The sequence below is a fragment of the Prosthecobacter sp. genome (assembly GCF_044378005.1).
Lineage (GTDB): Bacteria > Verrucomicrobiota > Verrucomicrobiia > Verrucomicrobiales > Verrucomicrobiaceae > Prosthecobacter.
On record NZ_JBILYB010000087.1, the window covers coordinates 1 to 25907 of the forward strand.

Here is a 25907-nt window from a genome sequence, read left to right on the forward strand (position 1 = left end):
ATGATGGTCGGATCAAAGTGCAGATGAAAAGCTGATCACATCGAGCGCGGCATTTCACCGCGCGGTGTGAACTGAATCGTGGGACCTGGCGGCACCTTGGCTCCTGCGGTGATCCACTGACGCAGAGTCGCCACATCCTGTTTTGAGATGGCATGTCCTGTCGGCGGCATGGCTCCGGGGACTTGATCGGGGAAGGTCACGACCTGGAAGAAGCGGCTTTGCTCGGGTTTGCCGGGCACGACCCACTTTCCACTGCCGATCAAACTGACCAACGCGTGCGAATCGTGAATCGAAGGCATCGTCGAGAGGCGATTGTCGCCATGGCAGTGGACGCAGTTGGCTTCCAACACTGCCTGCACGTGAGTGAATGCGGCGGCTTCAGCCGGAGATACAGGATCAGAGGTGCAGCCTGTGAGGTGAATGCCCATCAGCAGAGCACAGACCATGAAGTGGGTTTTCTGATTCATGGTCATAGTCTCCCATGATTTTCATGGGCTGGTAAAGGCCTAAGTCTGCGCCAGCTTTGTGCCGTGTTTGTCACGACTTGTCTCCCTCATTTAGCTTCGGGCAGCTCCTCGATCTGGATATTGCGGAAGGCGATCTCGGCTTTGCATTTGCCGTGGATTTGCAGGGCGATGTTGCCTTTGAGGGCGATGTCCGGCGCGCTTTCGGTGTAGTCCACCGTGCGCACGCCATTGACGAAGAGCTGGATGCGTGGCCCCTCGGCTCGGATCTCGTAGGTGTTCCATTCGCCGGGCTTTTCGGCCTTTTTGATCAGCTCTTCCTCAGGTTTTGCGAGCATGGTCTTGCGGCGGGATTCATCGTAAAGGCAGCCGCTGTACCCTGCGCCGATGTCGGCCTGATAGCCAAACATCTCATTCGGTGGCTGAGCGATGCGGACGCTGCGGAACTGCACGCCGCCATTCACGAAGCCTTCTGTGCCGTTGAGTTTGTACTCGAGGGTGAGGCGGAAGTTTTGATACTGTTTTTTCGTGGCGAGGAACTCGTTCTGCGGATTTCCCTCCAGGGAACCGCCATGGATCACACCATCGACGATGCGCCAGACTTTAGCGGTCTCGCCCTCCCAGCCATCGAAGGTTTTGCCATCAAAGATCGCCATCGGGCCGGCGAGTGCGGTGCTCAGGGAACACAGGAGGAGGAAGAGGGATTTGATCATGAGAAGAGTGGGGAAATTGACGAGGGTGGGAGAGAACGTCAAAGGTACGCTGTTCTTGAACGGGATTGACGAAACTCATCTCCACGCGATGGACTGGCGCGTCAATCGCACCACCGCCCATGTCTGACATCCTTTCCGCTCTCCATTCGCGCTATGCCTGCAAAGTCTTCGATGCCTCGAAGAAGATCCCTTCCGATGTCTGGCAGCAACTGGAGGAGTCGCTCATCCTCACGCCTTCGAGCTTCGGGCTTCAGCCGTGGAAGTTTCTGATCATTCAGGACAAGGAACTGCGTGAGAAGCTGGTGCCTCACGCCTGGAATCAGAGGCAGGTGGCGGACTGCTCCCACCTCGTGGTGATGACGGTGCCGAAGGTGCTGAGCGTGGATCACATCGATGCGAACATCACCCGCATGATCGAAGTGCGTGGAGGCACGGCGGATGCGCTCATGGGCTTTCGCAAGATGGTCGTCGGCTTCCGTGATGGCATGGAGGCCAAAGGCGGGCTGGAGCAGTGGGCGAAGTTGCAGAGCTACATCGCCCTCGGCCAGTTCATGCTCGCCGCTTCACTGCTCGGGCTGGACACTTGCCCGATGGAGGGATTCGTCGCGGCGAAGTTTGATGAAGTGCTCGGACTCGAAGCCACGGGCTACACCACCGCAGTGCTGTGCCCGGTGGGCTACCGCAGCGAGGATGACCGCTACGCAGGCCTGCCCAAGGTGCGCTTCGAGGCGAAGGATGTGATCGAGCACCGCTAAGCGGCGTTCCGCTCCTCCCAGCGCGCCAGAAGCCAGAGCACATCGGCGAGGCGGTTGAGGAAGCGCATGACCTCGTGATTCGGCACCTCTTGATCAGTGCCGATGAGATCCACGACGTGTCTTTCCGCACGGCGGCAGGCCACGCGGGCGAGATCGGCATAGGCTCCGCTCATCACACCTGCTTCACCGGGCAGCGCCCAGCCTTTGAATTGCAGCGCGCCGCCTGCTTCCAGCATGGCGACTTGTTCGTCGAGATAGGCGACTTTGGCGACGTCGAAGGGCTTGTGTGAGGCAGCATATTTGGCCTCCAGGCCCGGAGGCGTGGCCAGCTCGCCCATGAGTGTGATGAGCCAGGGCTGCACGGTGCTCACGATGTCGCGCGTCTCCACACGGTGAGCAGCGATGCGGAGGGGACCGAGGGCGGCGTTGAGTTCATCCACCGCGCCGAGGGCATGGACGCGGGGATGGGATTTCGAAAGGCGGCAGCCGAAGAGGAGATCCGTCTCCCCTTCGTCCCCACGGCGGGTGGCGATGGACATGGGCTACCATTACGCACTTCCACGAAAGAAGGCCTGAATTGTGCTAATTTTTTCTTCCCATATCAACTGCCCGTGACCTAAGATCAGCAGTCGTTCTGGAGGTTTCTTTATGAAGATCACTCATCTCTCTGCTCTCAGATGCGCCATGGCCATCGGGCTCCTTGTACCACATCTGGCCAGCGCCGACTCATCCGTCATCGTCTCCCTCGCTGAGCGCCCGCGTCTGGCGCTCTATGCCGAGGATGTGACCATCGACGGGCAATCCCGCCCGGAGCTTGCCCGAGCGCTCGCCGATAGTTTGAGCACAGCCCTGCTCAGGCGCGGTCAGGTCCGCGTCTTCAGTCTGGAAAGTGCCGCCACCCGCGATGCCACCGGCGTGCTGGCCTCCTCGAATCCCAACGGTACCGCCCAGCGCCTGAACCGCCTGCTGGATGACGGGCTCGACTATGTGCTCACCTTCAATGTCGTCGGCATCAGCGGGCATCACCTCATGAGTGTGAAAAAGATGCGAGCCCGGACGCACGAGGTCGTGGAGGCCACTCAATACACCTGCGTGGGCCGTGAGACAGGCCTCTTTAAGCTCGTCGCCAAGATCCTCGAATCAGTGGACCCGCTGCCCTCTGGTGGTCGTGGCATCTTCCCACGTTCCCAGTCGCCCGCCGAATATCAAATCTCCCCGCAACCGGTATCGCCTCCCATCGTCATCGCCAAAGCCTTGCCCGCCGGACACTTGGTCAGCACACCCGAATATGACCCGTGGAAGCAGAATCTCGCGCAGCCCTACGATCTCACTCGCGTGCCGAAAGCGCTCATCTACCGCCACCTAGGCACCGTGAACTACATCAACAGCACTTGGAAATTCTGCATCATCGACCCCGTCAGAGGCACCCGCTTCAGCGAGCAGGACCCCATGCACATCCTTTGGGATGAAGGAGATGTGTATGCGCATCTGCGCGTCAGCGCCGTCGAGCGGGGCGGTGTCGTGCTGGACATGGGGCACACGCCTGACCACCACCCCATTTTCAGAGGGGACAAGGTCTATGGTTGGGCACCGCCCCTGCTGCGCTGATTTACCGGCAGGTAGAGACGCTATTTCTCCCGAATCGGACCGTGGAGTGTGCCGACGGAAGGCGCTCGTCGATGAAGTCATCTCACATTTCCCAGCCAAACTCCTTGCCACGCTGGTAGCCACTGGTTAAAAAGACACATTGTACCCATCTCGACGGCACGCCCTATGAAGTTCACGATTAGCAAGGAATCCCTGCAACAGGCCATTAACCAGGTCCAGCACGTGGTCAGCACGCGCACCACCCTGGCCATCCTCTCCAATGTTCTGCTTCGTGCCAAAGACGGCGTGCTGGAACTCACCACGACTGACCTTGATGTCGGCGTGACCTGCACGGTCCCCGCCGAGGTCGAGGAAGAAGGTGCCACCACACTGCCGGCCCGTCGGCTCGGCACCATCATCCGCGAACTGCCTTCGGAGGACATCCACTTCAGCGTGGATGAGAAAAACTATGCATCCATCCGCAGCGGCCCCTCCTTCTTCAAGGTCGTCGGGCTCACCAGCGAGGAGTTTCCCGCGCTGCCGCGCTTCGATGACGCCCGCGAGTTCACCCTCCCTCAGGCCGTCATGCGTGACTGCCTGAAAAAGACGAGCTACGCCATCTCCACCGACGAGACCCGCTACGTCCTCAACGGCATCCTCTTTTCCTTCAAAAACAACGCCCTCACCATGGTGGCAACCGATGGCCGCCGCCTCGCCATGGTCGAGCAGGAAGTCGAGTTCCCCCAGAGTCAGGAGATCGACATCATCGTCCCCACCAAGGCCGTCAACGAACTCGCCCGCCTCTGCGGCGACACCGGCGATGTCGTCATCCGCGTCACCGGCAGCCAAGTTGGCTTTGACCTCGGTGACAGCCTCCTCATCAGCAAACTCATCGACGGCAACTACCCTAACTACCGTCAAGTCATCCCCGGCGAGGCCAAAGAACGCATCGTCCTCGAGCGCGAAGTCTTCCAGCGCGCCATCGGCCGCGTCTCCCTCCTCGCCAGCGACAAATCGAACTCGGTCAAATTTCAATTTACCAACGGTCAGGTCGAGATCATCGCCATCAGCCCCGACATCGGTGAAGCCCGCGAGACCATCGCCATCAATTACAAAGGCAAGGACATCACCATCGCTTTCAATCCCGAGTTTACCATGGCTCCGCTGCGGAACCTCAGTGCGGACGAGATCACTCTGCATCTCATTGATGACATCAGCCCCGGCGTCATCCGCACCGGCACCAATTTCCTCTACGTGCTCATGCCCATGCGTGTGAACAGTTGAGCATTGATCCCACCCCACCTCATCTCGATGTCCCGCCTCACACCTATCTTTGCCCTCGCCGGTCTCACGCTGGTGGCCTGCAATACTTATGATACCCCGCGCCCCTTTGCCGGACGTGGAGGTCGTTCGCTGGATCAACCCCCACGCTACGGAGATCCGAATCGCTACGTCGAACCCATCGCCCCAGCTCCTGGGCCGGTGATCGACCCCAACGGTCCTGTCATCGGCCCCGGCGGCCAAGTCGTCGCTCCTGGCAGCCTGCCTCCAGTCGCCCCCCCCGGCACCCCCGGACTTGATCAGGGCCTCACCGTCGTACCTCCTGGCACTGCCCCCGTGACACCCACCCCAGGAGGTGTTGCCACGCCCCCAGCTCCTGGCACCACACCTCCAGTTGTCACCCCCCCGGCTCCAGGAGATGTTCCCTTTGCCCGCGCCGTCCCTGGCAAACCCGGCTACGTTTACAGCCCAAAAGATCCCAAAAAAGTCATCTCTGTCGAAGGACTCCGCCCTGGCTCCAAAGCCAAGGATCCCGAGACCGGCGAAATCTTCCGCGTGCCTTATCAGTGATCTGATCCACGCAGAACCGCCAGAGACACAGAAGGCTCCGATCCGTGAGGATTGGAGCCTTCTCTTTTTTTGGGGAGCTGTGTATCAGCGCCCCCCTGCGCCCACTCACTTCACAAAGATAAACTGCTGCGTGCTCAGCGCGGCGAGGGTGAGGTCTTCCCAGATGGATTTGTTGGTGGCGTAGCTTTCGAGGCGCTGATGGAGGGTGTCGCGCTCTTTGGCGGTGGGGTAGCGGGAGTAGAGGCTGAGGAAGAGGGTGTCGATCTTCTGATCTGGCGTGGCGGCTTTGCGGAGGTTGATGCTGAGGACGGACCAGGCGCTGGTGATGTTGCTGCCGAGGGTGCCGTTCATGAGGGTGAGGGCCTGGGGCACGGAGGCTTCGTCGCTGGCGTTTTCGATGACGTCGCGGTCGCTCTGGCCGAACTCGCGGAGGAAGTGACCGCGTGGGGCGGGTGATGGCAGCTCGGCAGCTCGGCTCCAGGTGGTGTGCAGGCCTTTGACGTAGCTGGCGTAGCTCTTGCGGGACTTCGGATCTTTGATGCCGAGCACGGTGGCATCTTGATCAATGCGCTGGCTCATTTCTCCAGACATGGGCATGTCCTTTGCATCGACACGGGCACTTTCCATGAGGTTCATCATGGCCATCTCCATGGCTCCACCGGCGGCGATTTCCTTGAGCTTGGACTTCACGGCTTCGTTGCTGGACTTGCTGGCGGCGGCGTAGAAGCACTCGGACACGGTCTTGCGCAGGATGCGCTGGCTTTCACCGAGGCGGCGCTGGATCTCCTTGGACTTTTCTTTGTCGTTCTTGGCGCGGGCTTCATCGAGTTCCTTGCGCAGGGTATCGAACTCTTTGTTCTGTTCCTTCATCGCGGCGGCGACTTGTTTGGAGGCTTCGAAAAGCAGGCTGGCTTCGGTTTGATCGAGCAAACCGGCGAGCTGGCGGCGGTTGTCGAGATCACGCTTATCACGCTCACGAGCGGTCCAGTTGATGCTGTCGGGTTCGGGATTCACGAGGGTGACGAGCGAGTCCCAAGCCTGCTCGGCGCTCATGCGGTGGAAGACCGGGCCTTGGAAGTAGTAGGGCTCGCCCATGGCGACTTCCTTCGTGCTGGCACGGGCGAAGGTCTGGGTGTTCAGCAGCATCTTGAGGAAGGCTTTCATGTCATACTTCATGGCGATCATCTGGCGGTCGACGAAGGCCTGCACTTCGGGATTCGAAGGCACACTGCTGTCCATGAGTTCGTCGAGCGGTTCGATGAGTGCGGCACCGAAGACGCGCTTCCAGAGGCGGTTTGTGATGACGGTGGTGAAGCGTGGGTTCTCGGGGGAAGCCATCCACTGGCTGAAGCTTTGGATGGGATCGCTCTCCTTCGTGAGGGTGATGGGCTTGCCAAACATCACGGAGGCGGGGACGACATCCTTGGGCTTGGCGTCGGTGTATTTGTAATCGTGTGGCAGGCGCATGGCGGCCTTGTTTTCAACCACCATGGTGTCACGCAGCGGACGTGTGACCTCGGTCACGGCTTGGCGCATGAGATCCTGCGTATCTTTGTCGAGTGACTTGTCCTGGCGGATCATTTTCTGCGTCTCTTCGACACCGGGCGAGCGATAGCTGGAAGCCGTCATGTTGTGCGTGAAGGCGGCCATCTCGTAGAACTGCTTCTGCGTCCATTTGTCGAAAGGATGGTCGTGGCACTGAGCGCACTCCATGCGCGTGCCGAGGAAGATGCGCGTGGTGTTGGAGAGGTTGTCCAGCGGCATGCCGCGATCCCGCATGTAGTAGCCGATGGCGCCATTTTCAAAGCAGGCACCGCTGCCGGTGACGAGCTCACGAGCCAGCTTGTCCCAGGGTTTGTTTTCTCGCAGGGACTGACGGAGATAGTTCAGGTAATTCTGCGAAGTGGTGCTGTCACCCACGCCTTGGCTTTGCGCACGGAGCACGTCCGCCCAGTAGTCGAAAGCGTGATGCACGTAACCTTCGGAATTGAGCAGCGTGTCGATCAGCTTGGTGCGCTTGGCGCTGTCTTTGGAATCGAGGAACTGCTTCGCCTCATCCTGAGTCGGGATGCGTCCGATGACGGTGAGGTAGGTGCGGCGGAGGAAGGTGGCGTCATTGACAGGCGCGTTCGGGGTGAGCTTGTGCTTGGCCAGGCCCTTGACGAGCAGGTCATCAATCCGCTTCGAAGCAGCGGAGGTGTCAGCAGCGTGGAGAAGGGCCGATGTGCTGAGCACAGCAGTCGCGATGGAGAAGAGCAGCGTGGCTTTCATGCGACAACCAACGCGGCCAATCCCGGCGCTCATGTCAGCACCAAACGCCTTTGCCAATCAGCGCCCAACCAACGGCAAGATCGGCACATTCAAGAGGCGGAAATATCTTGCTAGAAGGGCGCGGAACTGAACGCCGCCGCGATCAATCACTGCCGCTGCTTCGCAAACGCCTCGCCGCCTTTCTTCGCGGCTTCGACGTAGTAGGCCATCGCCATCAGGTGCTTGGTGAATTCAGTGCCGTCGATCTCGTCGCCTTTGATCCAGGAGCCATCGGGCTGCTGGGATTGGAGAGCCGAGTTGGCTTTTCCAGCGGCTCCTTTGGCCCTCTTCGTCCAGCCTTTCTCGTCAGTCGGGCCAGAGCGTTTTTCGAGAAGCTCTTCGCGTGGCTCCTTCGTGAGTTCCTTCAGCTTGGCGACTTCACGAGCGATGTGGTCCATCTTGAATCCGTAGTGCGTGGGCATGTTGGCATCGCTGTAAGTCAGCTCATAGGTGTCCTTCACAAAGTAGAGCGGCTTGTTTGTCTGGAGTTCGTAGAAGCGGGCATACTGGCCGTCTGGCAAAGCTGAGCGCTCATACCAGGCAAAGGCGGCGGGGAGAGGTTTGAGATACTTCTCGTCGCCAGAAACGACGTAGAGATCGTGCAGTGTCTCCATGGCACCGAGGCTTTCACCCCCGGTGACGCATGGCGGCTCAAACTTGCGCGCCCACACTGGCTCCATGTCGAGATTGTATTGCTGAGCCCAGCCGGGCTGGGGATCAGGCATTTGGGCGAGGATGAAGAAGTCTCCGGCTTTCTTGGCGCTGCTGAGGTAGCGCTCGTTCTTCGTTAGTTCGTGCGCGCGGAGCAGCAGCTTCACGACCTGTTGGATGTTGCCATCGTTCAGCGTGTAGAAGCTCGTGTACTTCGCTTTCGGGTAAGTGCGGGACCACTCTTTCGGATAGGTGGCTTTCTTGACCGGAGTCGAAGGATCAGCTGGGCTGTCAAATTGCTGCGGCCAGCCACCATTCGGGTATTGGGCGGCGAGGAGACTGTCGAGACCAAAGCTCAGCGCTTCCTGCAAAACAGCGTCGCCTTGGCACTCGGGCAGATGCGCGAGTTCGAGGAGGAAGAGCAGGGCGGACTGAGTCTTGTTGTCATCCAGCGTGCTGGAGTTTCGGCGCTTGCCCTGCTCTTTGTCACACGCGAGCACTTGCTGGTGGAGGTAGTATTGCTTCGCCTTTTCCGCGTCGAAATCGAAGTCGCTGTCCCAGCCGCCGGACGCGAGCTGGCACTCGATCAGCGCTTTGCCTGCGGCTTTGGCGGCGTCGAGGAACTGCGTGTCACCCGTGGCTTGAAAGGCTTTCACGAAGGCCATGCCGAGCGTTGTGGTGCCGGGAGGCTGGATGGAGATGACGGTCTTCGATTCGCTGTGTTCGGTCATGCCTGCACTGAGGTCTTTTTTCCACGCGGAAGCATAGCCGCCATGCACGGCGAGCTTGGTGGAGGCAAATGCGGCGGCCTTTTTCATCGCCGCAGTGACCACGGCAAGATCAGGCAGCGGATCAGCAGCGAAGGTGGCCAGCGGCAGGAGAAAGAGGGCGGAGGCGAGTTTCATGGAGGGGGGATGGCAAACGCAGAGTGCGTAGGAACCTTTCGACTCGCTATTCTGGTCAACACACTCACCAGAGTCTTCCTGCCGCTGTCGGCTAAGGCTGCTCGATCACCACCTGACCACTGAGGATATCGGAGGTGCTGGGATTCGGGAGCTGGGCGAGATTGTAGAACCCGAAGGCTTTGCGGTCGCCCGAAGTTGGGCGGATGACCATGCCTTGGTAGCTGACGATCCGGGTCACGCTGCCATCGACGAGGGTGAATTTGCCACTGATCATGCCGGTGGATTTATTGAGAGTGAGCGTGGCTTTGCCTGGATTTTGCGGGCCACCAGCAGTGGGCATGATCACCGCAAAGGCGTCGGTGTAGGTGAAGGCGTTGACGTCCGGGTTCGTCGCGGAGGCTTCGACGCCACCGCTCGCCATCAGGAGTTTGGCGGTGCTGGTGCTGGCAGGCAGGCCGAGGACGATGCTTTTTGAGTCTGCGGCGAGGTATTTGCCGGAGGCGACAAGGATGGTCGGACCAAAGCCAGATTGATAGGAGCGTTGCGAAAGAGGCTGGGGCTCACGCAGCCAGTCGAGGCTGCCGGAGAAGGCGTTGTCTGTGAAGGCGGCTCCGAGGTCGGGTGTGAGTGTCAGTGTGCCGAGCACGGAGCCGGTGTGTGCGTAGAGGGTCTGGAAAACGAGTGCTTCACCATTGGGGCCGAGGAAGGTGGCGCTGGTGATACCGGCCCCGTCGGAAGTTTTGCCGGTGAAGGTGAGTTTGCCATCGAGCTCGACGGTGCAGGCGAGATAGCCGGTGCCTTGCGGAATGGAGGGCTGGCCGATATCACCGCCCTGAATGTCGAGCCCGAGGCTGTAGTAACCTGCGAGGTTGCTGGCGGGTTCCGTGGCTGCGTTCCAGACCTGCCTCCAGCCTGTCAAACTGACACTCGGACCGCCCGCACCGACGGTGCCGGTGATCGTTTGGAAATCAGCTGCCAGTGTGAGGTCGAGCTCGATGTCGGGAAGGCTCGATCTCGGGATGATGAGGGAGATTGCGGGGTCACTGGCATAGGTGGTGTCGAGTATGCCGGTGAAGTTGTAGGTGTTCCTGCCGAGGGTGATTTTGCCCGAGCAGGAGCCGATGGTCGTGGTGGTGAGTTCCAGCCTGCCGCCGAGATCGTCATTGATGGAGGCATCGCGATCCACCTGAGCCTGGAAATTGCCGACACTTCCCGCTGGCAGTGCCTGGACGATGAGCGAACCGACCCAGATGGGGCTGGTCCCGGCGGCATTTCTGGCGGTGACCTGGACATTGTAGGTGCCGGAGACGACGGCACGTCCGCTGATGAGGCCGGTGCTGCTGTTCAGTGACAAACCTTTGGGCAGGCCGCTGGCGGTGAATTGGGTGGGGATATTGCTGCCAACGAGCGTGTGCGCGTAGTCGCTGCTGATCATGGTGGGCGGCAGCGGCGTGGGCGTGACCACGGGAGGCATCAGCACGGTCAGCGTCTGCAGCCCGCCTGCCAGCACACCGCCAGGGCCTGTGACGATGCAGTCGTAGTTGTCAGTGTCTCCAAGCACGAGCGCGGTGATGGTAAGCTCGTCCGTGGTGACACCGCTGATGCGGCCTCCGTTGATCATGGGCACACCGTTCTTCCGCCATTGAAAGCCAAGTCCATTGCCGGCCACTTGGATGTTGAAGCGGGCGGTTCCAGCCAGCGGAACCTGCACGCTGCCGACGCTGGTATTGACGACACCGAGTTCAGCGATGCTGCTGGTGGCAGTGCCGGTGGGGTTGCTAGCCGTGGCATGGTATTTGCCAGCATGTTTGAGCAGGGCATTCAGCACAGAGTAGTTGGTGGAGGTGGCACCGCTGATGGAGGCACCGTTTTTCTTCCACTGAAATGTCAGCGGCGGACTGCCGGTGCCCGCTACGGTAAAGGTGGTGATCGGCGCTCCCTGCGCCACGAGCTGGCTCGTCGGCGAGAGTGTGATGAGAGGCGCGATGTCATTGTCCGTGATGGTGAGGGTAAAGGTGTGCGCCGCGCCGACGATGGCGGACAAGGGGGCGGCGATGGAGACGATGAGCGTCTCGGCGGACTCCACGAGGGCGTCGTCCTTCACGGTGAAGATGATGCTTTTCGCCGACTGTCCGGCGGCAAAGGTCACCGTGCTGCTGCTGAAGGTGAGATCCTTTCCGGATGTGGTGGTGCCGCCGAGGGTGAGGGGGATGGTGGTCTTCTCCGCTGGAGCAAAACTGAGCTGCACGCCCAGGACGATGGCTCCGACATTCTCGGGCACAAGCTGGCTCGTGATGGCGAAGTTCACCACGGGTACGAGTGCGGGAGAACTGCCACTGGTGAGGATGTCCCCGCTGTCTCCGATGGCGACGAGCATCGAGCCGAAGACCTCTACTCCATGCAGAGTTGGCAGCTTCACAGAGGGTGTGGTGCGCTGGGTCCACGAGGTGCCATTGGTGGAGGTGAGGATCAGTTGCGAGGTGCCCACGGCGACGAATTGAGTGCCCGCCCAGACCACATCGAGCAGGTTTTGCCCGAACGAAATGCTCCGCTGAGTCCAAACTGCGCCCGTGGGTGAGGTCAGGATGATGTCCCCATCTCCCACGGCGCAGAACTGTTTCCCAGACCAGGTCACGGCATTCAGGTCAGCGAAGGGCGCGGTGGTGGCGGCCGTCCAGGTGATGCCATCCGTGGACGAACAAATCGCTCCATTCGTGCCAACGGCCAGGGCTTGTGCTCCGGTCCATGTCACGCTGCGGAGATCCTCCGGCGTTCCCGAAGTCCGCGCCGTCCAGGAGATGCCATCCGGGGAGGTGTGAATCGTTCCGTTCGCGCCGACTGCGATGACGAGATTTCGCGTCCAGGCAGTGGCCAGCAGATCCTGCGCCGTGCCCGAAGTTCGCGGCGTCCAGGTCACGCCATCGGGAGAGGTGTGGATGACTCCGCTCTGCCCCACGGCGACCAGTTTGTCCCCCGCCCAGACGACACCCTTGAGGTCATCGCTAGAGCCGAGTGTCTCCACCGCCCACACCACTCCATCCGCCGAGCTGAGCACGCCGCCATCCAGGCCGACAGCCACCATTTTCAGCCCCGTCCAGGCGATGTCATTCAGCGCGACATGGCTGACGACGGAGCGGTCCGTCCAGGTCGTGGTATTGGTCGAGGTCAGGAGTGCCCCTGCCGCGCCGACGACGAGCACGGTGCTGCCGCCCTTGGCGATGCCGAGCAGGAACTGACTCGATCCAGAACTCTGGGCGGTCCAGGTGATGGCATCCGGGGAGGTCAGAATGGTCCCGTCAGAACCCGTAGCGACAGCGGTGGAGCCGGTCCAGAGTACGGCGGCAAGAGAGGCACCGCTGGCGTGCCGCTGGGTCCAAATCACGCCCGTGGGCGAGGTATGCAGCGTGCCGCCACTGGTGCAGGCGATGAACTGCGCACCATCCCAGGCCAGGCTGGTGAAACTCAGCGTAGGCGTCTGGGAGGTCTGTGACCATGTGCTGCCCGTGCTCGACTCCAGGGTGATGCCCAGTTCTCCCACGGCCAGCACCTGAGTGCCGGTCCACACCGCCGCCGTCAGATCCAGCGAAGTCCCGGTAAAGCGTGTGGTCCAGGTCGTGCCTGTCGTGGAGGTCAGCGCGGTGCCATCCTCACCCATCGTCACGAGCGTGGAGCCCGTCCAGACCACTGCCTGGAGTGTCTTGACCGTGCTCGACATTCGCTTTGTCCAAACAGTGCCGTCGGGCGAGGTCAGCACGGTGCCCCCTTCGCCCACCGCGACGAATTGACTGCCAGTATGCACCAGCCCGAGAAGGGTGGCTGAGACTCCCGAGCTGCGCTTTGTCCAGGTGATGGCATCAGGGGAGGTCAGAATCAGGCCGCCATTCCCGACAACGGCAAAGTGGCTCCCAGACCATGCCGCAGCGTGCAGAAATTCATTCGTGGGCAAAGGATTTCTCAGCGTCCAGGACGTGCCTGACTGACCTGAGGCAGTGGCAGGAAAGGTCAGAGCCGAGGCCAATCCGAAGAGATAGATAAAGCAGGAAGCCCATCGCTTGATGCAGAAAGAAACAGCAAGACATGTCAGGCACTCAAGGCGGCGGCCAGCATACGCAGTCATCTTTTTCATAGCAAAGTCGTGATGGCGGGGAAGGGGACCGCCATCGCAATAACCCTTTTTTATCGAGAATGGTTACACAAGTCGAGCATGGAATGTCATTACATCGTAGCTACCGCCAGTGATGACCCTGTTGCCAAAAGATTTGCGGGCAGGCCCGGCGTGCGTAATCCCACCCCATGCCCGATCCCGCCTCCCGTCTTGGTTTGCTCATCGTCGTCTCCGGCCCCTCGGGTACGGGGAAGACCACGCTGTGCCGAAAGGTCTGTGCAGAAGGGAAGGCGGTGTTTTCCGTTTCATGCACCACGCGCCCGCCGAGGCCGGGTGAGGTGGATGGGAAGGACTACTTCTTTTTGACCGAGGAGGACTTCCTGGCGCGGGTGGACCGGGGGGAGCTCTTCGAATACGCCCGGGTTCACAATCGCTGGTATGGCACGCTGAAAAGCTACGTCTTCGAGAATCTTCGCCGGGGCGTGGACGTGCTCATGGACATCGACGTGCAGGGAGCGGCGCAAGTGCGCGGCTGCGAGGACGATCTCGTGGAGCAGTGTCTGACGGACATTTTTGTCATGCCGCCGAGTCTCGAAGAGCTACGCGCCCGGCTCTCCGGCCGGGGCACGGACAGCGCCGAAGTCGTGGAATTGCGGCTCAAGAATGCCGAGTCAGAGATGAAACACTGGCACGACTACCGATACTGCCTCGTGAGCGATACTCGCGAGAGCGATGAAACCCGCTTCCGCTCCATCATCGAGGCCGAGCGGATGCGCAGCAGCCTGCATTTGAAGGCTTGAGGGACTCTCTTTAGCAACGTCCTGTTTATTTGGCGATCACACCCGGCTTGATTCAACGCTTCGGTAGCGCCATGTTTCATATCACGCCGCCCCGACCAACGATGGCGTGAGCCCCCACCCAACCCCATGTCCCCAACCCCCGAGCGCGCCGAATGAGTCTGCCTGAGATCGCTGGACATGAGCTATTGGACCTCGTCGGCAGCGGGCGCTGTGGAGCCGTCTATCGCGCGAGTGCGCATGGCAAGGTCTGCGCGGTGAAGGTCTTTTCGTCGATGGCGATCAACCGCAAGGCGCTCGCCACCGCGCTGCACGCCATCCAGCAGATGCCGCACCATCGGGGTGTGCTGCCTGTGGAGGAGGTGAATTTCGAAAGAAGTCCCTACTACATGGTCACGCCGCTCGTCGGCATGCTCACGAAGGACAGCCAGGGGCGCCGACTTTGGCAAACACCCACGCTCGAATCCTTGTGCCAGGGCAGCCTGCCGCCGGATCAGGCCTGGGCTTACATTTATCAAATCGCAGACGCGCTTGCCTGGCTGCACAAGCACGTCATCCCGCATGGAAATCTCCGCCCCTGCAACATCCTTCTGGAGGACGATGCCGAGTCGAGCATCCGCCTCACGGACGTCGCCCAGGGCTGGGTGGGTGGCATTCACCATCTGGAGCTGACAGATCACTTCATGCATCTCTGCCCCGAACAGGCGGAGAATCCCGATGGTGTGTTCGCCGGCTACGGCCCCTCCTGGGACGTGTATGCCTTTGGCGTCCTTTCCTACCGGCTGCTGACTGGCCATTTTCCGCGTGCGGGTAGAGTCTGGGCAGAACAAGTGGCGCTCGTGCAGCAGAAAGCCGCCGCCGGACTCGCGTATGGCATCGACAGCCAAGCCCTGCTCAACACCGTCCGTTCGCAGCCGAAAATCGCCTGGCCCACCGCCACGCAGTCGAAATGGGATGAGCGCCGCCGCTCCATCATCGAACGCGCACTTGATCTGAATCCCAGCGCCCGCTGGTCCGATGTGCGCGAGATCGTGCGCGAGTTCGAGGTGCTGGAATCCGACTACCTGCTGGAAGAATCCCGTGAGCAGACCGTGCTGGAGCGGAAGAAGCAGGTCGTCAAAGTCCGCACCCTTCAGACCATCGTCGTCGGCCTAGCCGCCGCACTCACCGTGAGCTGCATCTACGGCTTCCTCCAGCTCCGTCGAGCGCAGAAGGATGAAGTCATCATCGCGCAGCAGGACAGTGTTTTGCAGAAGGAGAAAAAGGTGCGCGATGATAAGATCGCCGAGCTCACCGGCCAGCGGGATGAGTCGATCAATCAAAAGAAAACTGCCGACTCCAATCTCCAACATGCGCAGACGGCGGTGGACCAGTTCCTCACGCAACTGCTGCAAACTCCGACCAACAACCAGCTCGATGTCGAGTTCTCCAAAGGTCAGCTCACCGATGCGCTGGGCTTCTGCATGGCAGGGCTGCCAGGACTGGAGGGAAATCCGCAGCTCGGCGTCGAGCGACTCCGCGCGTATGGCAACATCGGCCAGATCCACCTCCGCATGCGCAATCTCGCTGATGCCATGACCTTCCTCGGCAAGGCGCGTGATCAGGCGGCAAAGCTGCTCCAGGAAAACGCCGCCGCACCGCAGGCAGCTCTCTATCAGCAGTGGTTTGGCCGCTACAATCTCCTCCTCTCCGACATCCACGCTCACCGTGGTGAGCGCGACCTTTCACTCAAGCTGCTGAAGGATGCCACCCCCGCCCTCGCCGCCGGTCTGGCCGCCGATCCAAAGAACCGCCTGGCCCGTAACGAAAGCGCTCGCGCCTTCATGGAGTATGGCCGCCGTACTCTGCAAATGGGTGACATGGCCGAGGCTGAGCAATCGCTCGCCAAAGTTTCCGAGATCCTCGATCCAAAGCTCATCGGTGCCGACCTCATCCCGGATGAGAAATTCCTCCTGGCCCGCGCCAAGTTCGCCCAAGGGCAGGCGCAGCGGGAAGCCGGCCGGATGCAGGATGCTCTCACCACCTTGATTGATGCGGTCACCGAGATGGGGCAGCTCGTCATGAATTCCTCCCCGAGGAATCAGGATCAGGCGCTGCTGCTCGCCGAGGCCTACACCGAGCTGGCCGAGCTGCTCGTCAAAGCCATCGGCATCAAGGAAGCACGCGAGGCCTACTCCCAGTCCGTCCCCATTCTGCTGGAGCTAAATCGCCTCCTGCCCGAGTGGGCCGAGGTGAAATACTGGCTCGCCCGCAACTACGCCGGCACCTCCCTGCTCGACCGCGATGAAGGCCGCCCCGGCGATGCTGTGAAGCGCAAGCAGGACGCCATCGAACTGCTCAACGAGATCCTCGCCGAGGAAAAAGACAACGTGCGCTACGGCTTCATGCTCGCCCGCGCACGAGGCGAGTACGCCGAACTCATGTCAGACATGGGCAAGGAAAGCGCCGCGCTCCCCATCGTGAAGCAGGCCGTGGAGTCCATGGATGCCCTGCTCGCCAAAGATCCTCAGGCGGCCATGAGCCCCGAACGCCGCCAGTGGGAGATCCAGCTAGCCCAAATGTGTGGTGTGCTCGGCCACACCAGCCAGTCTTCCGGCAAAAAGGCGGAAGCCAAGGCCGCCTTCACCAAAGCCAGCCAGCTGTGGGAAAAACTCGCGTCCATCATGCCGGGTGATGAAGTCATCCAACAAGGGCAGACCTGGTCGAAGGAGCGGCTCGCAAAGCTGAAATAAGCTCGCGTCCGGCCACGATCTAACCTAATCACAAACCATGGCACGCCCCTCTGCAGCGAACATCGTCGTGATCGGGTCCATTAACGTGGACCTCATCGCGCAAGTGGCGCATTTGCCCAAACCCGGAGACACCGTCTCCGCAACCCAGCTCGTGAAACGCTTCGGCGGCAAAGGCGCCAACCAAGCGCTCGCCGCTGCTCGTCACGGAGCTCAGGTCATGCTCATCGGCAATCTCGGGGATGACCCCGATGGCCGTGATTACCGCAACCACCTCCGCCGCGAAGGCATCAACTGCAGCAGCCTCAACACCATCCGAGGCGGCACGGGCAATGCCTTCATCACCGTCGATGGCAAAGGCGAAAACCAGATCGTCGTCATTCCCGGCGCGAATGGAGCTTTGACCGGCCCGTCGATCAAGATGCAGCGCGCCCGCATCGCCGTGGCGAAGACGCTTTTAATCCAGCTCGAGATCCCCACCGAAGCCGCTGTGGACGCCATCCGCATCGCCAACGAAACCAAAGTCTCCGTGGTGCTCAATGCCTCCCCCGTCGCGCCGGATTTCCCCTGGGGAGACTTGAAGATCGACGTGGCCATCGTGAACGAAAACGAAGCTCAGCAGATCTTCGACCTCAAGCCCTCCGCCGCTGCCGCGCATCACGACTCCTGGAAGGAGCGCCTCACCAAGCACCGCATCCGCGATCTCATCATCACCCGTGGAGCGCAGCCCACTCTTCTGATCACAAAGGCCGCCGTGGCCGAAGTCCCCGCACATCCCATCACGCCGGTGGATACCGTGGGCGCGGGTGACACCTTTGCCGGAGCCTTCGTCACCCACTTTGCTGAAGGTGCCGACCTTCTCGAATGCATCCGCTGGGCCAATGTCGCCGCAGCACTCTCCACTCAAAAATCCGGCGCCCAGGAAGGCGTCCCCCACCGGGGTGATGTGCAGAGCGCGCTGACGAAAGCGAAGTAGCTCCAACGAAAACGGCTGCCCCGTTTCGGAGGCAGCCGTGGAATCTAAAGCTGGTTAAATCAAAGCGTCTTAAACTTCACCGTGCGCCAGCGCACCGTGTAAGGACCGTCGCCCTTCTTGATGCCGTGGACCTGGAAGCCGATGTATCCCTCAGGATCTCCTGGCTGGCTGAAGTCCGCCGTCTTCACACCATTCACGAAGCTCTGGTAATGGTCACCCTGCACCACGATGCGGTAGTGGTTCCACTCACCCTTTTTGAAAGCAGCCTTCGCAGCGTCTGAGCGGACGGCCTCCGTCTTCGTCAGAATGCTCCACCAAGTGCCACGGCGGGCTTCATCGTAGAAATCACCAGCGGTACCATTCACCGCGATTTCGCACTGCGGTCCGTAGAGACGGCCAGGAGGAAGCGGTTTGTCGCCCTTGGCACCTTCAGGCACAGGGTCGCCCTCTTTGGCGAGATGGCTGCGCACCTGAACGCCGGAGTTCAGCGCGTCATCCACCTTCACTTCAAACTGAAGCTCAAAATCCTTGAAGGGGCCTTTCACAAGAAATGTGTTCGGGCTGCCATCGACTGTGGTGCCGACGAGGACGCCGTCCTTGACTTCGTAGCTGGCCTGACCGCTGACGACTTTGGCATCGCCGAGGCCGTCTTTGAACCACTCCTGCCAGCCGTCTTCGGCTGAAGCAAAAGTAGGCGCTGCAAGGGTAGCGAGAACGAGGGGGAGAAAGTAACGTGTTTTCATGGGGCGCAGAGAACGGCTCTGGTGAAGCAGATCCATCGGAAGGCACGAAAAAGCCCAAATGCTTAATATATCTTAACTAATATGTTCATTTTCAGGGCATTAAAACCCTGAAATAACCGAATTCAAACTTGCGACTCAGGTATAAGTCTGTTAAAACCCTATTAATTCCGGGTTTAAATTCAATGGCTCGCCCTTCCAACAACTTCGATTCGGTCACCATGACCATCGCAGTCACGCCCCAGATCAAAATGTATCTGGAGGACCTGACCGCCGATGGAATGTATGGTTGCAGCCCGTCCGAGGCAGCACGTCTGCTGCTCGGCCAGGCGATCGAGCAGAAGATCAAAGATGGGGCGCTGACCCGGAGGAAGTTCATTATTCAAGATGGTGAAGTGCTGCCAACCGCCGCACCCGCCCTACCCTCCTAGCTCCCCATGCCCACGCAACTCGAACTTCAGAATGATACCATGGTCTTCAACGCCCTGATGGCCGTCGATCTCGAAGACCAGGACCGCAGCCTGCGCGGAAGCTGGCGCTCGGAAACACGGCTGGAGGTGCTGGCTCACGAAATCGTGCGCTACATGCCCGACCTCGGAGACATGCTCGTCGCCATGGGCAAACAAAAGCTCGCCGCCTGAGACCCACGCTGGTTTTTCAGCCATTTTTGCAAGGCCAACGTCTGCTGACGTTGGCCTTGTCATTTTAGCGCTGGCATTCATCTTCGGCCCCTCGTTTCCACCGACCATGCCCCGTTTCCACTTTCCCCTTCTGCCCATGCTCATGGCGGCCCTCGCTCTCAGCGCCTGCGCGACGATCAAGCGCTTCACGCCCGATCTGAGCAAGCTGCCGAAGCCGCCGATGCCCAGCTTTTCCTCTCTGAAGAAGATCAAGAACATCATCCCCGGCATGCCCGACACCGACAAGGTCACCGAGGAAGACCCGCAGATGCCCTTCAACGCTCGCGGCACTCTCGGTTATGGCCATTCGCTGCGCATCCATGTCTATGAAGGTGCCCGCTCTCCCGAACGCCTCTTCAATCAGGTCGTCATGGTGGACTCAAAAGGCATCATCGACCTCGGACCGGCAGGCACCACGCAAGTCGGAGGAGCGACACTGCCCAAAGCTGCGGACGCCATCGCCGCCACGTTCCGAGTCGGTCTGCGCCTCAGCCGTTCCGTCACCGTCCACATCCTTTCCGTCGAAGACACCCCCGTCGTCGCCGTGCGAGGTGATGTGCTTACTGATGAATTCATCCCCGCGTGGGAAGACATGACCCTCGAACAAGCGGTTCGCGTCTCCGGCGGTCGCAAGCTCGGCTCCACCGCCCATGGCGTGTATCTCATCCGCGAAGGCGAACGCCGCTACTTCTCCTCCTTGGAGAACGCCAACGAGCTCGAACCCGAGCCCGGCGACATCATCGAACTCTCCCCCGACATCTAAAACATCATGCTCGACTACGTCGGTGGCAATCCAGCCGCCAATCAAAACCCCTGGAGCAGCATCTTCAAAACCATCGCCGTCCTGCGCATCGGAACCGGCGTTCTGCTGCTCACCCGCCACGCCTGGCTGGCCGTGAACGGAGCTTATGCATTCATCTGGAAAGAGCAGCCCTGGGACTGGGTGAAGGCCTTCGCCGATGCCGGCCTGCCTTACCCGCAGTTCACCGCCCCTGCCGCCGCCATCATCCTCGGGGCTGTCGCCATCAGCTTCACGCTTGGCTTCCTCACCCGACTCTTCGCCGTCGTCTTCATGCCCGTCGTCGTGCTTTTTTTGATCTACGCTCAAAAGATGCACATCGCCCAGGTCGAGACTGCCTGGCTCTACCTCCTCATCACCTTCACCCTGCTGCTTTTCGGCTCTGGAGCCATCTCATTGGATAAACTCTTCCACTTTGGCGAAAGCTGGGCCAGCCGTCCGAAGAAGCGCAAAGGCGGTTGGTAATCTCCACATGGCCCGTGTCACCGCCGCCGATCTCAAACGCGTCCTCGCCAACGCGTCGAAGACAGGCCGTCGTGTCACCGACCGCTCCGCGCCCCAGGTCGCGGCAGCCAAAAGTATCGCCACATCCGCAGCCAGCGATGTCGAGCGTGTGCTCGCCATCGACCCCGCTTTGCGTAACACCGGCTGGGCTGTCCTGGAAAAGCGCGGGCGTGACTTGCAGGCCATCGCCTGGGGCGTGATCTCCAACTCGCCCAAGCTCCTCCACTCCGGCTGCCTCGTCGCCATTCGTGAGCAGCTCAGCGATGTCATCCGCCAGCACCAGATCACCGTCTGCGCCATCGAGTCCACGATCTTCGTCCAGAGCTACAAGACCGCCATCGTGCTCGGCACCGCCCGCGCCGCCTGCCTCATCGCCGCCGCCGAGCATGGCCTGCCTATTTATGAATACGCCCCCAAAGAAGTGAAGCAGGCCGCCGTGGGACGGGGAGCCGCGCAGAAAGACCAGGTCGCCTTCATGATCCGCTCCATGCTCCGGCTGAAGGAAACGCCCCCCGCCGACGCCGCCGATGCCCTCGCCGTGGGCATCGCCCATTTCCAAAACGCCGACGCCGGAGCGGCCCTCGGAAGAGAAGCCCGGCGAGTCTGAACGGCCCGCCGCTTGCACAGCCCGACATCTTGGCACAAGGAAAGCTCACAAACCTTATGGCCAAAAAACCTGTAGTTCTCATCATCCGCGACGGCTGGGGCATCAACCCCGGCGGTAAAGATCAAGCCGCTGCCAATGGCGACGCCACCCTGCTCGCGAAGACCCCTTTCCACGACCACCTCTACGCCACCTATCCGCGAGGCACCGTCAGTGCCAGTGGTGAGGACGTCGGCCTGCCCGACGGCCAGATGGGAAATAGCGAAGTCGGTCATCTCAACCTCGGTGCAGGCCGCGTGGTGTATCAAGATCTCACCCGTATCAACAAAAGCATCCGCGACGGCGAACTCGCCACCATGCCCGTGCTCGTCGAAGCCTTCCAACAGGCCAAAGGCAAGCGCCTCCACTTCCTCGGCCTCATCAGCGATGGCGGCGTGCATTCGCATCAGGACCACCTCGCCGCGCTTTGCAATGCCGCCAAGGCCGCAGGCGTCGAAGACCTCATGGTCCACGCCATTACCGACGGCCGCGATACCTCGCCTAAAGGTGGTGCCGCTTACCTTGCCAAACTTGAAGCCGATCTGAAGCCCAGTGGTGCCAACATCGCCACCGTCATCGGTCGCTACTACGCCATGGATCGCGACACCCGCTGGGAGCGCAACAAGCTCGCCTGGGATGCCATCGTCCTCGGCCGTGGCGAAGTCCGCAGCGATACCCCCAGCTCCGCCGTCCAGGCCGCCTATCCGAGTGACCCGCGTGGCGACGAGTTCATGCAGCCCATGATCTTCGGCAACGCCAACGAACAACGCATCCGCGATGGCGACGTCATCCTCTGGTTCAACTTCCGCGCCGACCGCGCCCGCCAGCTCAGCGAGGCCTTCTTGAAGCCCGACTTCTCCGGTTTCGACCGCGAAGTCACGCCGAAGACCGGCTACTTCACCCTCACCGAATACGACGCGACCTACACCGACCTCGGCGCGAAGGTCATCTTCGGCACCGAGACCCTGAACAACAACCTCGGCCAAGTCGTCGCAGCCGCCGGTTTGACTCAGCTCCGCGCTGCTGAGACCGAAAAATACCCGCACGTCACCTTCTTCTTCAACAGCGGCGTCGAAGAACCGAACGCAGGCGAAGATCGCTACCTCGCCATCAGCCCGAAAGAGGTGCCCACCTACGACAAAAAGCCGCAGATGAGCGCCCCCGACCTCACTTTTGAAGTGCTGCGTCGCCTGGAGAAATACGACCTCGTCATCATGAACTACGCCAACCCCGACATGGTCGGCCACACCGGCGTCGTCGAAGCGGGCGTCCATGCCTGCGAGACCATCGACCTCGGCGTGCGCATGATCGTCGAGAAGGTGCTCGAACTCGGCGGCAAGCTCTTCATCACCGCCGACCACGGCAACTGCGAGCAAATGCGTAACGCCGACGGCTCCCCGCACACCGCCCACACCACCAACCTCGTCCACGGCATCTACGTCGCCGCCGATTCCGCTGACTACACCGTCGCCAACGGCAAACTCGCCGACATCGCCCCGACTTTGCTCGACATGCTCGGTGTGGCGAAATCTGCCGAGATGACTGGGAAGTCATTGCTGGTGCGAAAGTAACACCCAGCTCCAACAATATGCCATCCGTTCGCCGCCCTCGGGTTACCTGGACGGATGGCATTTATCGGTGCTGATCGTGTCTGTGAATATCACGATCTCATGTCTCAGCTATCGAGATGGAGGCTATTCTGAGGGCTGAATATCGTCATCCTCAAATACTGCCAACATAATCCCTTCGCACGAGAGGCTGGCGCAGCGCAAACACTGGGCTGGCGGAGATGAAGGCACCCTAGAAAACCCTCTTTGGTTCGCTGCTGCACTCGGCACAGCAGCCCTTGATGGTGGAGGCAGATCAAGCAGCGATTTCGATGCCACGACACCGGAATTTCCACCTCCAGTTCACTTCATCCACTGGCCCGGAATAGGCTGGAGATGATTTCCGCGTGAATGTCTCTGGCCTTCATTGGGCCGTTTTCCTAAACTCCCGCTTCCTCATGCCCGCCTTCACGATCTTTTATCTCATTCCCGCCGGAGTTTTTCTTGCCATGGCTTTCCTCTGGTATGTGGGAGGCAGGCTGCCGCGATTCTTTTCTGTGCTGCCTGTCGTGGCCTGTTATGCAGCCACGGCATTGCTGATTTTTTCTTCGGCGGCATGTGCCACCGGGTGGCGCATGTGAAGCTCAGCGGGCTGGAGATCGACCTCGCGGATCGGGCGGGCAAAGAACGCATCATTTCGTTCGGTGGATCGGTGAATGGACTGCGCGCCACGGATGACATCGAGATCCCCGGCCTGCCGCCCGAGGCTCTGCGGCTCAGCCTTGTCGGCGAGCAGCTCAGGATCACGCCCGGCCCAGGTTATCAGCGTGGCATCCTCGTGCGCAGTGGAGGAAAGATCGTGCCACTGGAGGCTGGCGGGGTGCCGCGTCTTGTGCCCTTGAGCAAAGGGGATCAGATCAATGTACCGGCCACCGAAGGCGGCGAGGTCATCGCTCAATGGCGGCTCGGCAAGGAGCGCATGGAACTGGATGTCACCGCCACGCCGCGCTGGATCGGCAGCAGCGGCACCGGCATGGCGAAACTCGCTGGACTTGCTCCCCAGGTGCTGGGTTTGAAAACTGACGGCGGTGACATCGTGCTCGCCAAAGGCTCCGGATGGTCAGCGGACCTCGGCGTGCTTGTGAATGGCCGCCGGGTGGACTTTGGCAAGGCCGCCGAGCTGCGCACGACCTATCGCCCCGGTCTCACCACACTGGCCCTGGTGAAAGCAGAGCCGCTGGCTGGCACCATCACCTTTGATGAATCCTCGCCGCCATTGCGCGCCACGGCTTCACTCGACTGGAAATCTATGCTGGCACAGCCGGTGGCATTCCCCTTCGAGCTTGAGGCGGGGCGGGCCTACCTCGTGGGTGGATCGCTGGAGGATCATGTTTTCATCAAAGGCCTGCCGCCAGGAGCACTCACACTCACCATCGCCACCGATGGCAAACTCTCGCTCGAACTCACCGAGGACGGCATCAAAGCCCAAAAAGAAGGCCGCGTGCAGGGCAGCTATCCGCAGACGGGCGAGGCCACCAAGCCGCTGTCCATCGGCGATGCCAGCGTGCCGTATGCAGGCAGCTTTTTCCTGCTCGGCCCGGTGCAATCCATCGCTGCTCCTGCCACCGCCAGCGCAGAGACCTCGGAGAGCGACATCAATGGCGATCCAGCCGTAGGCACCGAGCCCCCCAAACGCTGGCGCTGCGCCTGGCAGCCAGCGATTCAAACGCACTGGCAGCTCCCAAATCGCACCATCAGCCTGCCGCTTGCGGACGTGCCGGTGGATCTCTTTACGCGCCGCCTGTGGACCCAGCGCGTATTTCCGCTGAACCAACTCTCCGCCCGCGAAGGCAGCCTGCGCTCCGCCATCGCCTACACGCCGGATCATAGTGCGCTGGTGAATAGCGCGAGTCTCCTCCAGCTCGACCCTGGACTTACGGTCACACGCGCAGGGCAGCCAGTTGCCATCGAAAGTGCCCAGATCGGCCTGCTGAAAAAAGGCGACAAGCTGGAGATCCTGCAAGTGCTCGCCGAGACCCAGGGCGAGCGCATCGCCAGCAGCCTCGGCAATGCGCTGCATCCCGCCACGGCCTATGATCCGCAGCGCATCACCACACGTCGTCGCTTCGCCCGCATCGCCGTCGAACTCGAAGAGCGTGGGAAAAAGGAAGTGCCCGTGCTGCGCATCGACTTCGAGAAACCGCAGATCCGCTCCATCTCCATGTCTGAGGTGAAGCAAGAACTCGCCGCGCGCGACGAAGAAGGCCTAGAGGGCGTGCGCTTCGGTCTCAATGACCGCAGCGGCTTCAGCGAGCTGCCGCACCAGGTCACCTTCCCGCTGCTCACCCGCGCCTTTGATGAAGCCAATGCCGAGGTGGACATGCAGTGGAGCGAGTTCACCACGCAGGATGATTTCAAAAGGCAGACACTGGGTTATGGCGAGCCCTTCGAGATCGGCGGAGCCAACCGGCTGCAACTCACCATCACCAAGGAAACCATCCCCACCTCCCGCATCTTCTGGGTCGTCGTCGCAGGCTTGATCGCCACCGCCGTGGCCTGGACGAATGGCGGCACCTTCTGGTGGATGGCGCTCCAGTTCGGCGTCTCCTTCCTCACCTGCAATCGCGTCCTCTTCGGTCAGGCGGCGCTGGTGAATCCACCCTTCAATCCCGAAGTCGTGAACACCGGCATGGTCGCGCTGTTGGCCGCACCCATCCTCCTCGGCCTCGGCATGTTCCTCATGAAAGGCCTGCTTCCAGGCCGCATCGAGCAGCGTTTACAGCGCATCGAGCTGCGGCTGACTTATCGTTGGCTCGGCATCCTCGCCTTCACCTTCCTCCTGATGCGCGTGGCCCTGCTCGGCGGTCTTGGTGCCAAAGAAGCCGTGTCACTCGGCGGCTTCCGCATCGCCTTGTCCGTGTTCTTTGTACCTGCCTACCTCGTGCTCTTTGCCCAGGCCTGTCAGCTCATGTGGGGTGAAAAGGAACTCGCAGGCGGCCTGCGTCCCCGAGTCGTCACGCGCTTCACCTTGATCACGCTCTGGCTCTTTGGCTGCCAGGCCATCACCGCCCTCATCACCAGTGATCTCGGCATGTTCCTCTACTTCGTGCCCATGGCGCTCGTGCTCGCCGCCGTCGGCCTCTGCGCCTCG

22 protein-coding genes are annotated in these 25907 nt (G+C 60.9%); 15 read left to right on the forward strand and 7 right to left on the reverse strand.

Going from position 1 to position 25907, the window contains the following annotated elements; translation table 11 throughout:
• Positions 1 to 35: 35 nt before the first annotated feature.
• Both AC6FTP_RS16275 and AC6FTP_RS16280 read right to left on the reverse strand, forming a co-directional pair.
• On the reverse strand, positions 36 to 467 hold the full coding sequence (locus AC6FTP_RS16275; RefSeq protein WP_497207973.1) for a c-type cytochrome: 432 nt from the start codon (positions 465 to 467) through the stop codon (positions 36 to 38).
• An 86-nt stretch (positions 468 to 553) separates the two neighbouring features.
• Positions 554 to 1177, reverse strand: coding sequence for a 3-keto-disaccharide hydrolase (locus tag AC6FTP_RS16280; protein ID WP_497207974.1), 624 nt, complete (start codon positions 1175 to 1177; stop codon positions 554 to 556).
• 119 nt (positions 1178 to 1296) lie between these two features.
• Between AC6FTP_RS16280 and AC6FTP_RS16285 the strand changes: the two genes are divergently transcribed.
• A complete protein-coding gene (locus AC6FTP_RS16285; protein WP_497207975.1) occupies positions 1297 to 1932 on the forward strand; it encodes an NAD(P)H-dependent oxidoreductase in 636 nt (211 codons plus the stop codon).
• Here the strand turns inward: AC6FTP_RS16285 and AC6FTP_RS16290 are convergent.
• On the reverse strand, positions 1929 to 2471 hold the full coding sequence (locus tag AC6FTP_RS16290) for a cob(I)yrinic acid a,c-diamide adenosyltransferase (protein ID WP_497207976.1): 543 nt from the start codon (positions 2469 to 2471) through the stop codon (positions 1929 to 1931). The two genes, AC6FTP_RS16285 and AC6FTP_RS16290, sit on opposite strands and share 4 nt — an antisense overlap.
• Before the next feature lie 145 nt (positions 2472 to 2616).
• Here AC6FTP_RS16290 and AC6FTP_RS16295 point away from each other — a divergent pair, with 145 nt between their 5' ends.
• The 3 genes from AC6FTP_RS16295 (at position 2617) to AC6FTP_RS16305 (ending at position 5370) form a co-directional block, all read left to right on the forward strand.
• A complete protein-coding gene (locus AC6FTP_RS16295; RefSeq protein WP_497207977.1) occupies positions 2617 to 3540 on the forward strand; it encodes a hypothetical protein in 924 nt (307 codons plus the stop codon).
• A 165-nt stretch (positions 3541 to 3705) separates the two neighbouring features.
• Positions 3706 to 4803: a DNA polymerase III subunit beta gene (gene dnaN / locus AC6FTP_RS16300; RefSeq protein ID WP_497202426.1), complete on the forward strand. Its 1098-nt coding sequence runs from the start codon at positions 3706 to 3708 to the stop codon at positions 4801 to 4803.
• Positions 4804 to 4830: 27 nt separating this feature from the next.
• Positions 4831 to 5370, forward strand: a complete 540-nt coding sequence (locus tag AC6FTP_RS16305; protein WP_497207978.1) for a hypothetical protein — start codon at positions 4831 to 4833, stop codon at positions 5368 to 5370.
• Between the two features lie 105 nt (positions 5371 to 5475).
• On the opposite strand, the gene AC6FTP_RS16310 is transcribed toward AC6FTP_RS16305, so the two are convergent.
• From AC6FTP_RS16310 to AC6FTP_RS16320, 3 genes are all read right to left on the reverse strand, one after another.
• Positions 5476 to 7674, reverse strand: coding sequence for a DUF1549 domain-containing protein (locus AC6FTP_RS16310; protein WP_497207979.1), 2199 nt, complete (start codon positions 7672 to 7674; stop codon positions 5476 to 5478).
• A gap of 113 nt (positions 7675 to 7787) precedes the next feature.
• Positions 7788 to 9236 (reverse strand): pectate lyase, encoded by a 1449-nt coding sequence (locus AC6FTP_RS16315; RefSeq protein WP_497207980.1) that lies wholly within the window; start codon positions 9234 to 9236, stop codon positions 7788 to 7790.
• Between the two features lie 91 nt (positions 9237 to 9327).
• Positions 9328 to 13182, reverse strand: a complete 3855-nt coding sequence (locus AC6FTP_RS16320; protein WP_497207981.1) for a putative Ig domain-containing protein — start codon at positions 13180 to 13182, stop codon at positions 9328 to 9330.
• A 347-nt stretch (positions 13183 to 13529) separates the two neighbouring features.
• Between AC6FTP_RS16320 and gmk the strand changes: the two genes are divergently transcribed.
• The 3 genes from gmk (at position 13530) to AC6FTP_RS16335 (ending at position 17843) form a co-directional block, all read left to right on the forward strand.
• A complete protein-coding gene (gene gmk, locus AC6FTP_RS16325; RefSeq protein ID WP_497207982.1) occupies positions 13530 to 14141 on the forward strand; it encodes a guanylate kinase in 612 nt (203 codons plus the stop codon).
• A gap of 152 nt (positions 14142 to 14293) precedes the next feature.
• Positions 14294 to 16870, forward strand: a complete 2577-nt coding sequence (locus tag AC6FTP_RS16330) for a protein kinase domain-containing protein (RefSeq protein WP_497207983.1) — start codon at positions 14294 to 14296, stop codon at positions 16868 to 16870.
• A 37-nt stretch (positions 16871 to 16907) separates the two neighbouring features.
• A complete protein-coding gene (locus AC6FTP_RS16335) occupies positions 16908 to 17843 on the forward strand; it encodes a ribokinase (RefSeq protein ID WP_497207984.1) in 936 nt (311 codons plus the stop codon).
• 59 nt (positions 17844 to 17902) lie between these two features.
• Here the strand turns inward: AC6FTP_RS16335 and AC6FTP_RS16340 are convergent, their stop codons facing one another.
• Positions 17903 to 18586, reverse strand: a complete 684-nt coding sequence (locus AC6FTP_RS16340) for a 3-keto-disaccharide hydrolase (RefSeq protein WP_497207985.1) — start codon at positions 18584 to 18586, stop codon at positions 17903 to 17905.
• A gap of 182 nt (positions 18587 to 18768) precedes the next feature.
• On the opposite strand from AC6FTP_RS16340, the gene AC6FTP_RS16345 reads away from it, so the two are divergent.
• The 8 genes from AC6FTP_RS16345 to AC6FTP_RS16380 form a co-directional block, all read left to right on the forward strand.
• Entirely contained in the window at positions 18769 to 19014 is a 246-nt protein-coding gene (locus AC6FTP_RS16345) for a hypothetical protein (RefSeq protein WP_497207986.1), read from the forward strand.
• 6 nt (positions 19015 to 19020) lie between these two features.
• Positions 19021 to 19224, forward strand: coding sequence for a hypothetical protein (locus AC6FTP_RS16350; RefSeq protein WP_497207987.1), 204 nt, complete (start codon positions 19021 to 19023; stop codon positions 19222 to 19224).
• Positions 19225 to 19330: 106 nt separating this feature from the next.
• Positions 19331 to 20026, forward strand: a complete 696-nt coding sequence (locus AC6FTP_RS16355; protein ID WP_497207988.1) for a hypothetical protein — start codon at positions 19331 to 19333, stop codon at positions 20024 to 20026.
• A 6-nt stretch (positions 20027 to 20032) separates the two neighbouring features.
• Positions 20033 to 20527, forward strand: coding sequence for a DoxX family membrane protein (locus AC6FTP_RS16360; RefSeq protein WP_497207989.1), 495 nt, complete (start codon positions 20033 to 20035; stop codon positions 20525 to 20527).
• A gap of 7 nt (positions 20528 to 20534) precedes the next feature.
• Positions 20535 to 21173, forward strand: a complete 639-nt coding sequence (gene ruvC, locus AC6FTP_RS16365; RefSeq protein ID WP_497207990.1) for a crossover junction endodeoxyribonuclease RuvC — start codon at positions 20535 to 20537, stop codon at positions 21171 to 21173.
• Positions 21174 to 21229: 56 nt separating this feature from the next.
• A complete protein-coding gene (gpmI, locus tag AC6FTP_RS16370) occupies positions 21230 to 22780 on the forward strand; it encodes a 2,3-bisphosphoglycerate-independent phosphoglycerate mutase (protein WP_497207991.1) in 1551 nt (516 codons plus the stop codon).
• Positions 22781 to 23214: 434 nt separating this feature from the next.
• Entirely contained in the window at positions 23215 to 23397 is a 183-nt protein-coding gene (locus AC6FTP_RS16375) for a hypothetical protein (RefSeq protein WP_497207992.1), read from the forward strand.
• On the forward strand, positions 23373 to 25907 hold a 2535-nt coding region (locus tag AC6FTP_RS16380; RefSeq protein WP_497207993.1), incomplete at its 3' end, for a hypothetical protein. The genes AC6FTP_RS16375 and AC6FTP_RS16380, both read left to right, overlap by 25 nt.

Bases quoted from the DNA above. Each gene is read 5' to 3' on its own strand.
- AC6FTP_RS16345 (WP_497207986.1), top strand. From the start codon at position 18,769: ATGGCTCGCCCTTCCAACAACTTCGATTCGGTCACCATGACCATCGCA.
- gmk (WP_497207982.1), top strand. From the start codon at position 13,530: ATGCCCGATCCCGCCTCCCGTCTTGGTTTGCTCATCGTCGTCTCCGGC.
- AC6FTP_RS16330 (WP_497207983.1), top strand. From the start codon at position 14,294: ATGAGTCTGCCTGAGATCGCTGGACATGAGCTATTGGACCTCGTCGGC.
- gpmI (WP_497207991.1), top strand. From the start codon at position 21,230: ATGGCCAAAAAACCTGTAGTTCTCATCATCCGCGACGGCTGGGGCATC.
- AC6FTP_RS16310 (WP_497207979.1), bottom strand. From the start codon at position 7,674: ATGAGCGCCGGGATTGGCCGCGTTGGTTGTCGCATGAAAGCCACGCTG.
- AC6FTP_RS16290 (WP_497207976.1), bottom strand. From the start codon at position 2,471: ATGTCCATCGCCACCCGCCGTGGGGACGAAGGGGAGACGGATCTCCTC.
- AC6FTP_RS16305 (WP_497207978.1), top strand. From the start codon at position 4,831: ATGTCCCGCCTCACACCTATCTTTGCCCTCGCCGGTCTCACGCTGGTG.
- dnaN (WP_497202426.1), top strand. From the start codon at position 3,706: ATGAAGTTCACGATTAGCAAGGAATCCCTGCAACAGGCCATTAACCAG.
- ruvC (WP_497207990.1), top strand. From the start codon at position 20,535: ATGGCCCGTGTCACCGCCGCCGATCTCAAACGCGTCCTCGCCAACGCG.
- AC6FTP_RS16295 (WP_497207977.1), top strand. From the start codon at position 2,617: ATGGCCATCGGGCTCCTTGTACCACATCTGGCCAGCGCCGACTCATCC.
- AC6FTP_RS16285 (WP_497207975.1), top strand. From the start codon at position 1,297: ATGTCTGACATCCTTTCCGCTCTCCATTCGCGCTATGCCTGCAAAGTC.
- AC6FTP_RS16335 (WP_497207984.1), top strand. From the start codon at position 16,908: ATGGCACGCCCCTCTGCAGCGAACATCGTCGTGATCGGGTCCATTAAC.
- AC6FTP_RS16350 (WP_497207987.1), top strand. From the start codon at position 19,021: ATGCCCACGCAACTCGAACTTCAGAATGATACCATGGTCTTCAACGCC.
- AC6FTP_RS16315 (WP_497207980.1), bottom strand. From the start codon at position 9,236: ATGAAACTCGCCTCCGCCCTCTTTCTCCTGCCGCTGGCCACCTTCGCT.
- AC6FTP_RS16375 (WP_497207992.1), top strand. From the start codon at position 23,215: ATGCCCGCCTTCACGATCTTTTATCTCATTCCCGCCGGAGTTTTTCTT.
- AC6FTP_RS16275 (WP_497207973.1), bottom strand. From the start codon at position 467: ATGAATCAGAAAACCCACTTCATGGTCTGTGCTCTGCTGATGGGCATT.
- AC6FTP_RS16355 (WP_497207988.1), top strand. From the start codon at position 19,331: ATGCCCCGTTTCCACTTTCCCCTTCTGCCCATGCTCATGGCGGCCCTC.
- AC6FTP_RS16280 (WP_497207974.1), bottom strand. From the start codon at position 1,177: ATGATCAAATCCCTCTTCCTCCTCCTGTGTTCCCTGAGCACCGCACTC.
- AC6FTP_RS16360 (WP_497207989.1), top strand. From the start codon at position 20,033: ATGCTCGACTACGTCGGTGGCAATCCAGCCGCCAATCAAAACCCCTGG.
- AC6FTP_RS16340 (WP_497207985.1), bottom strand. From the start codon at position 18,586: ATGAAAACACGTTACTTTCTCCCCCTCGTTCTCGCTACCCTTGCAGCG.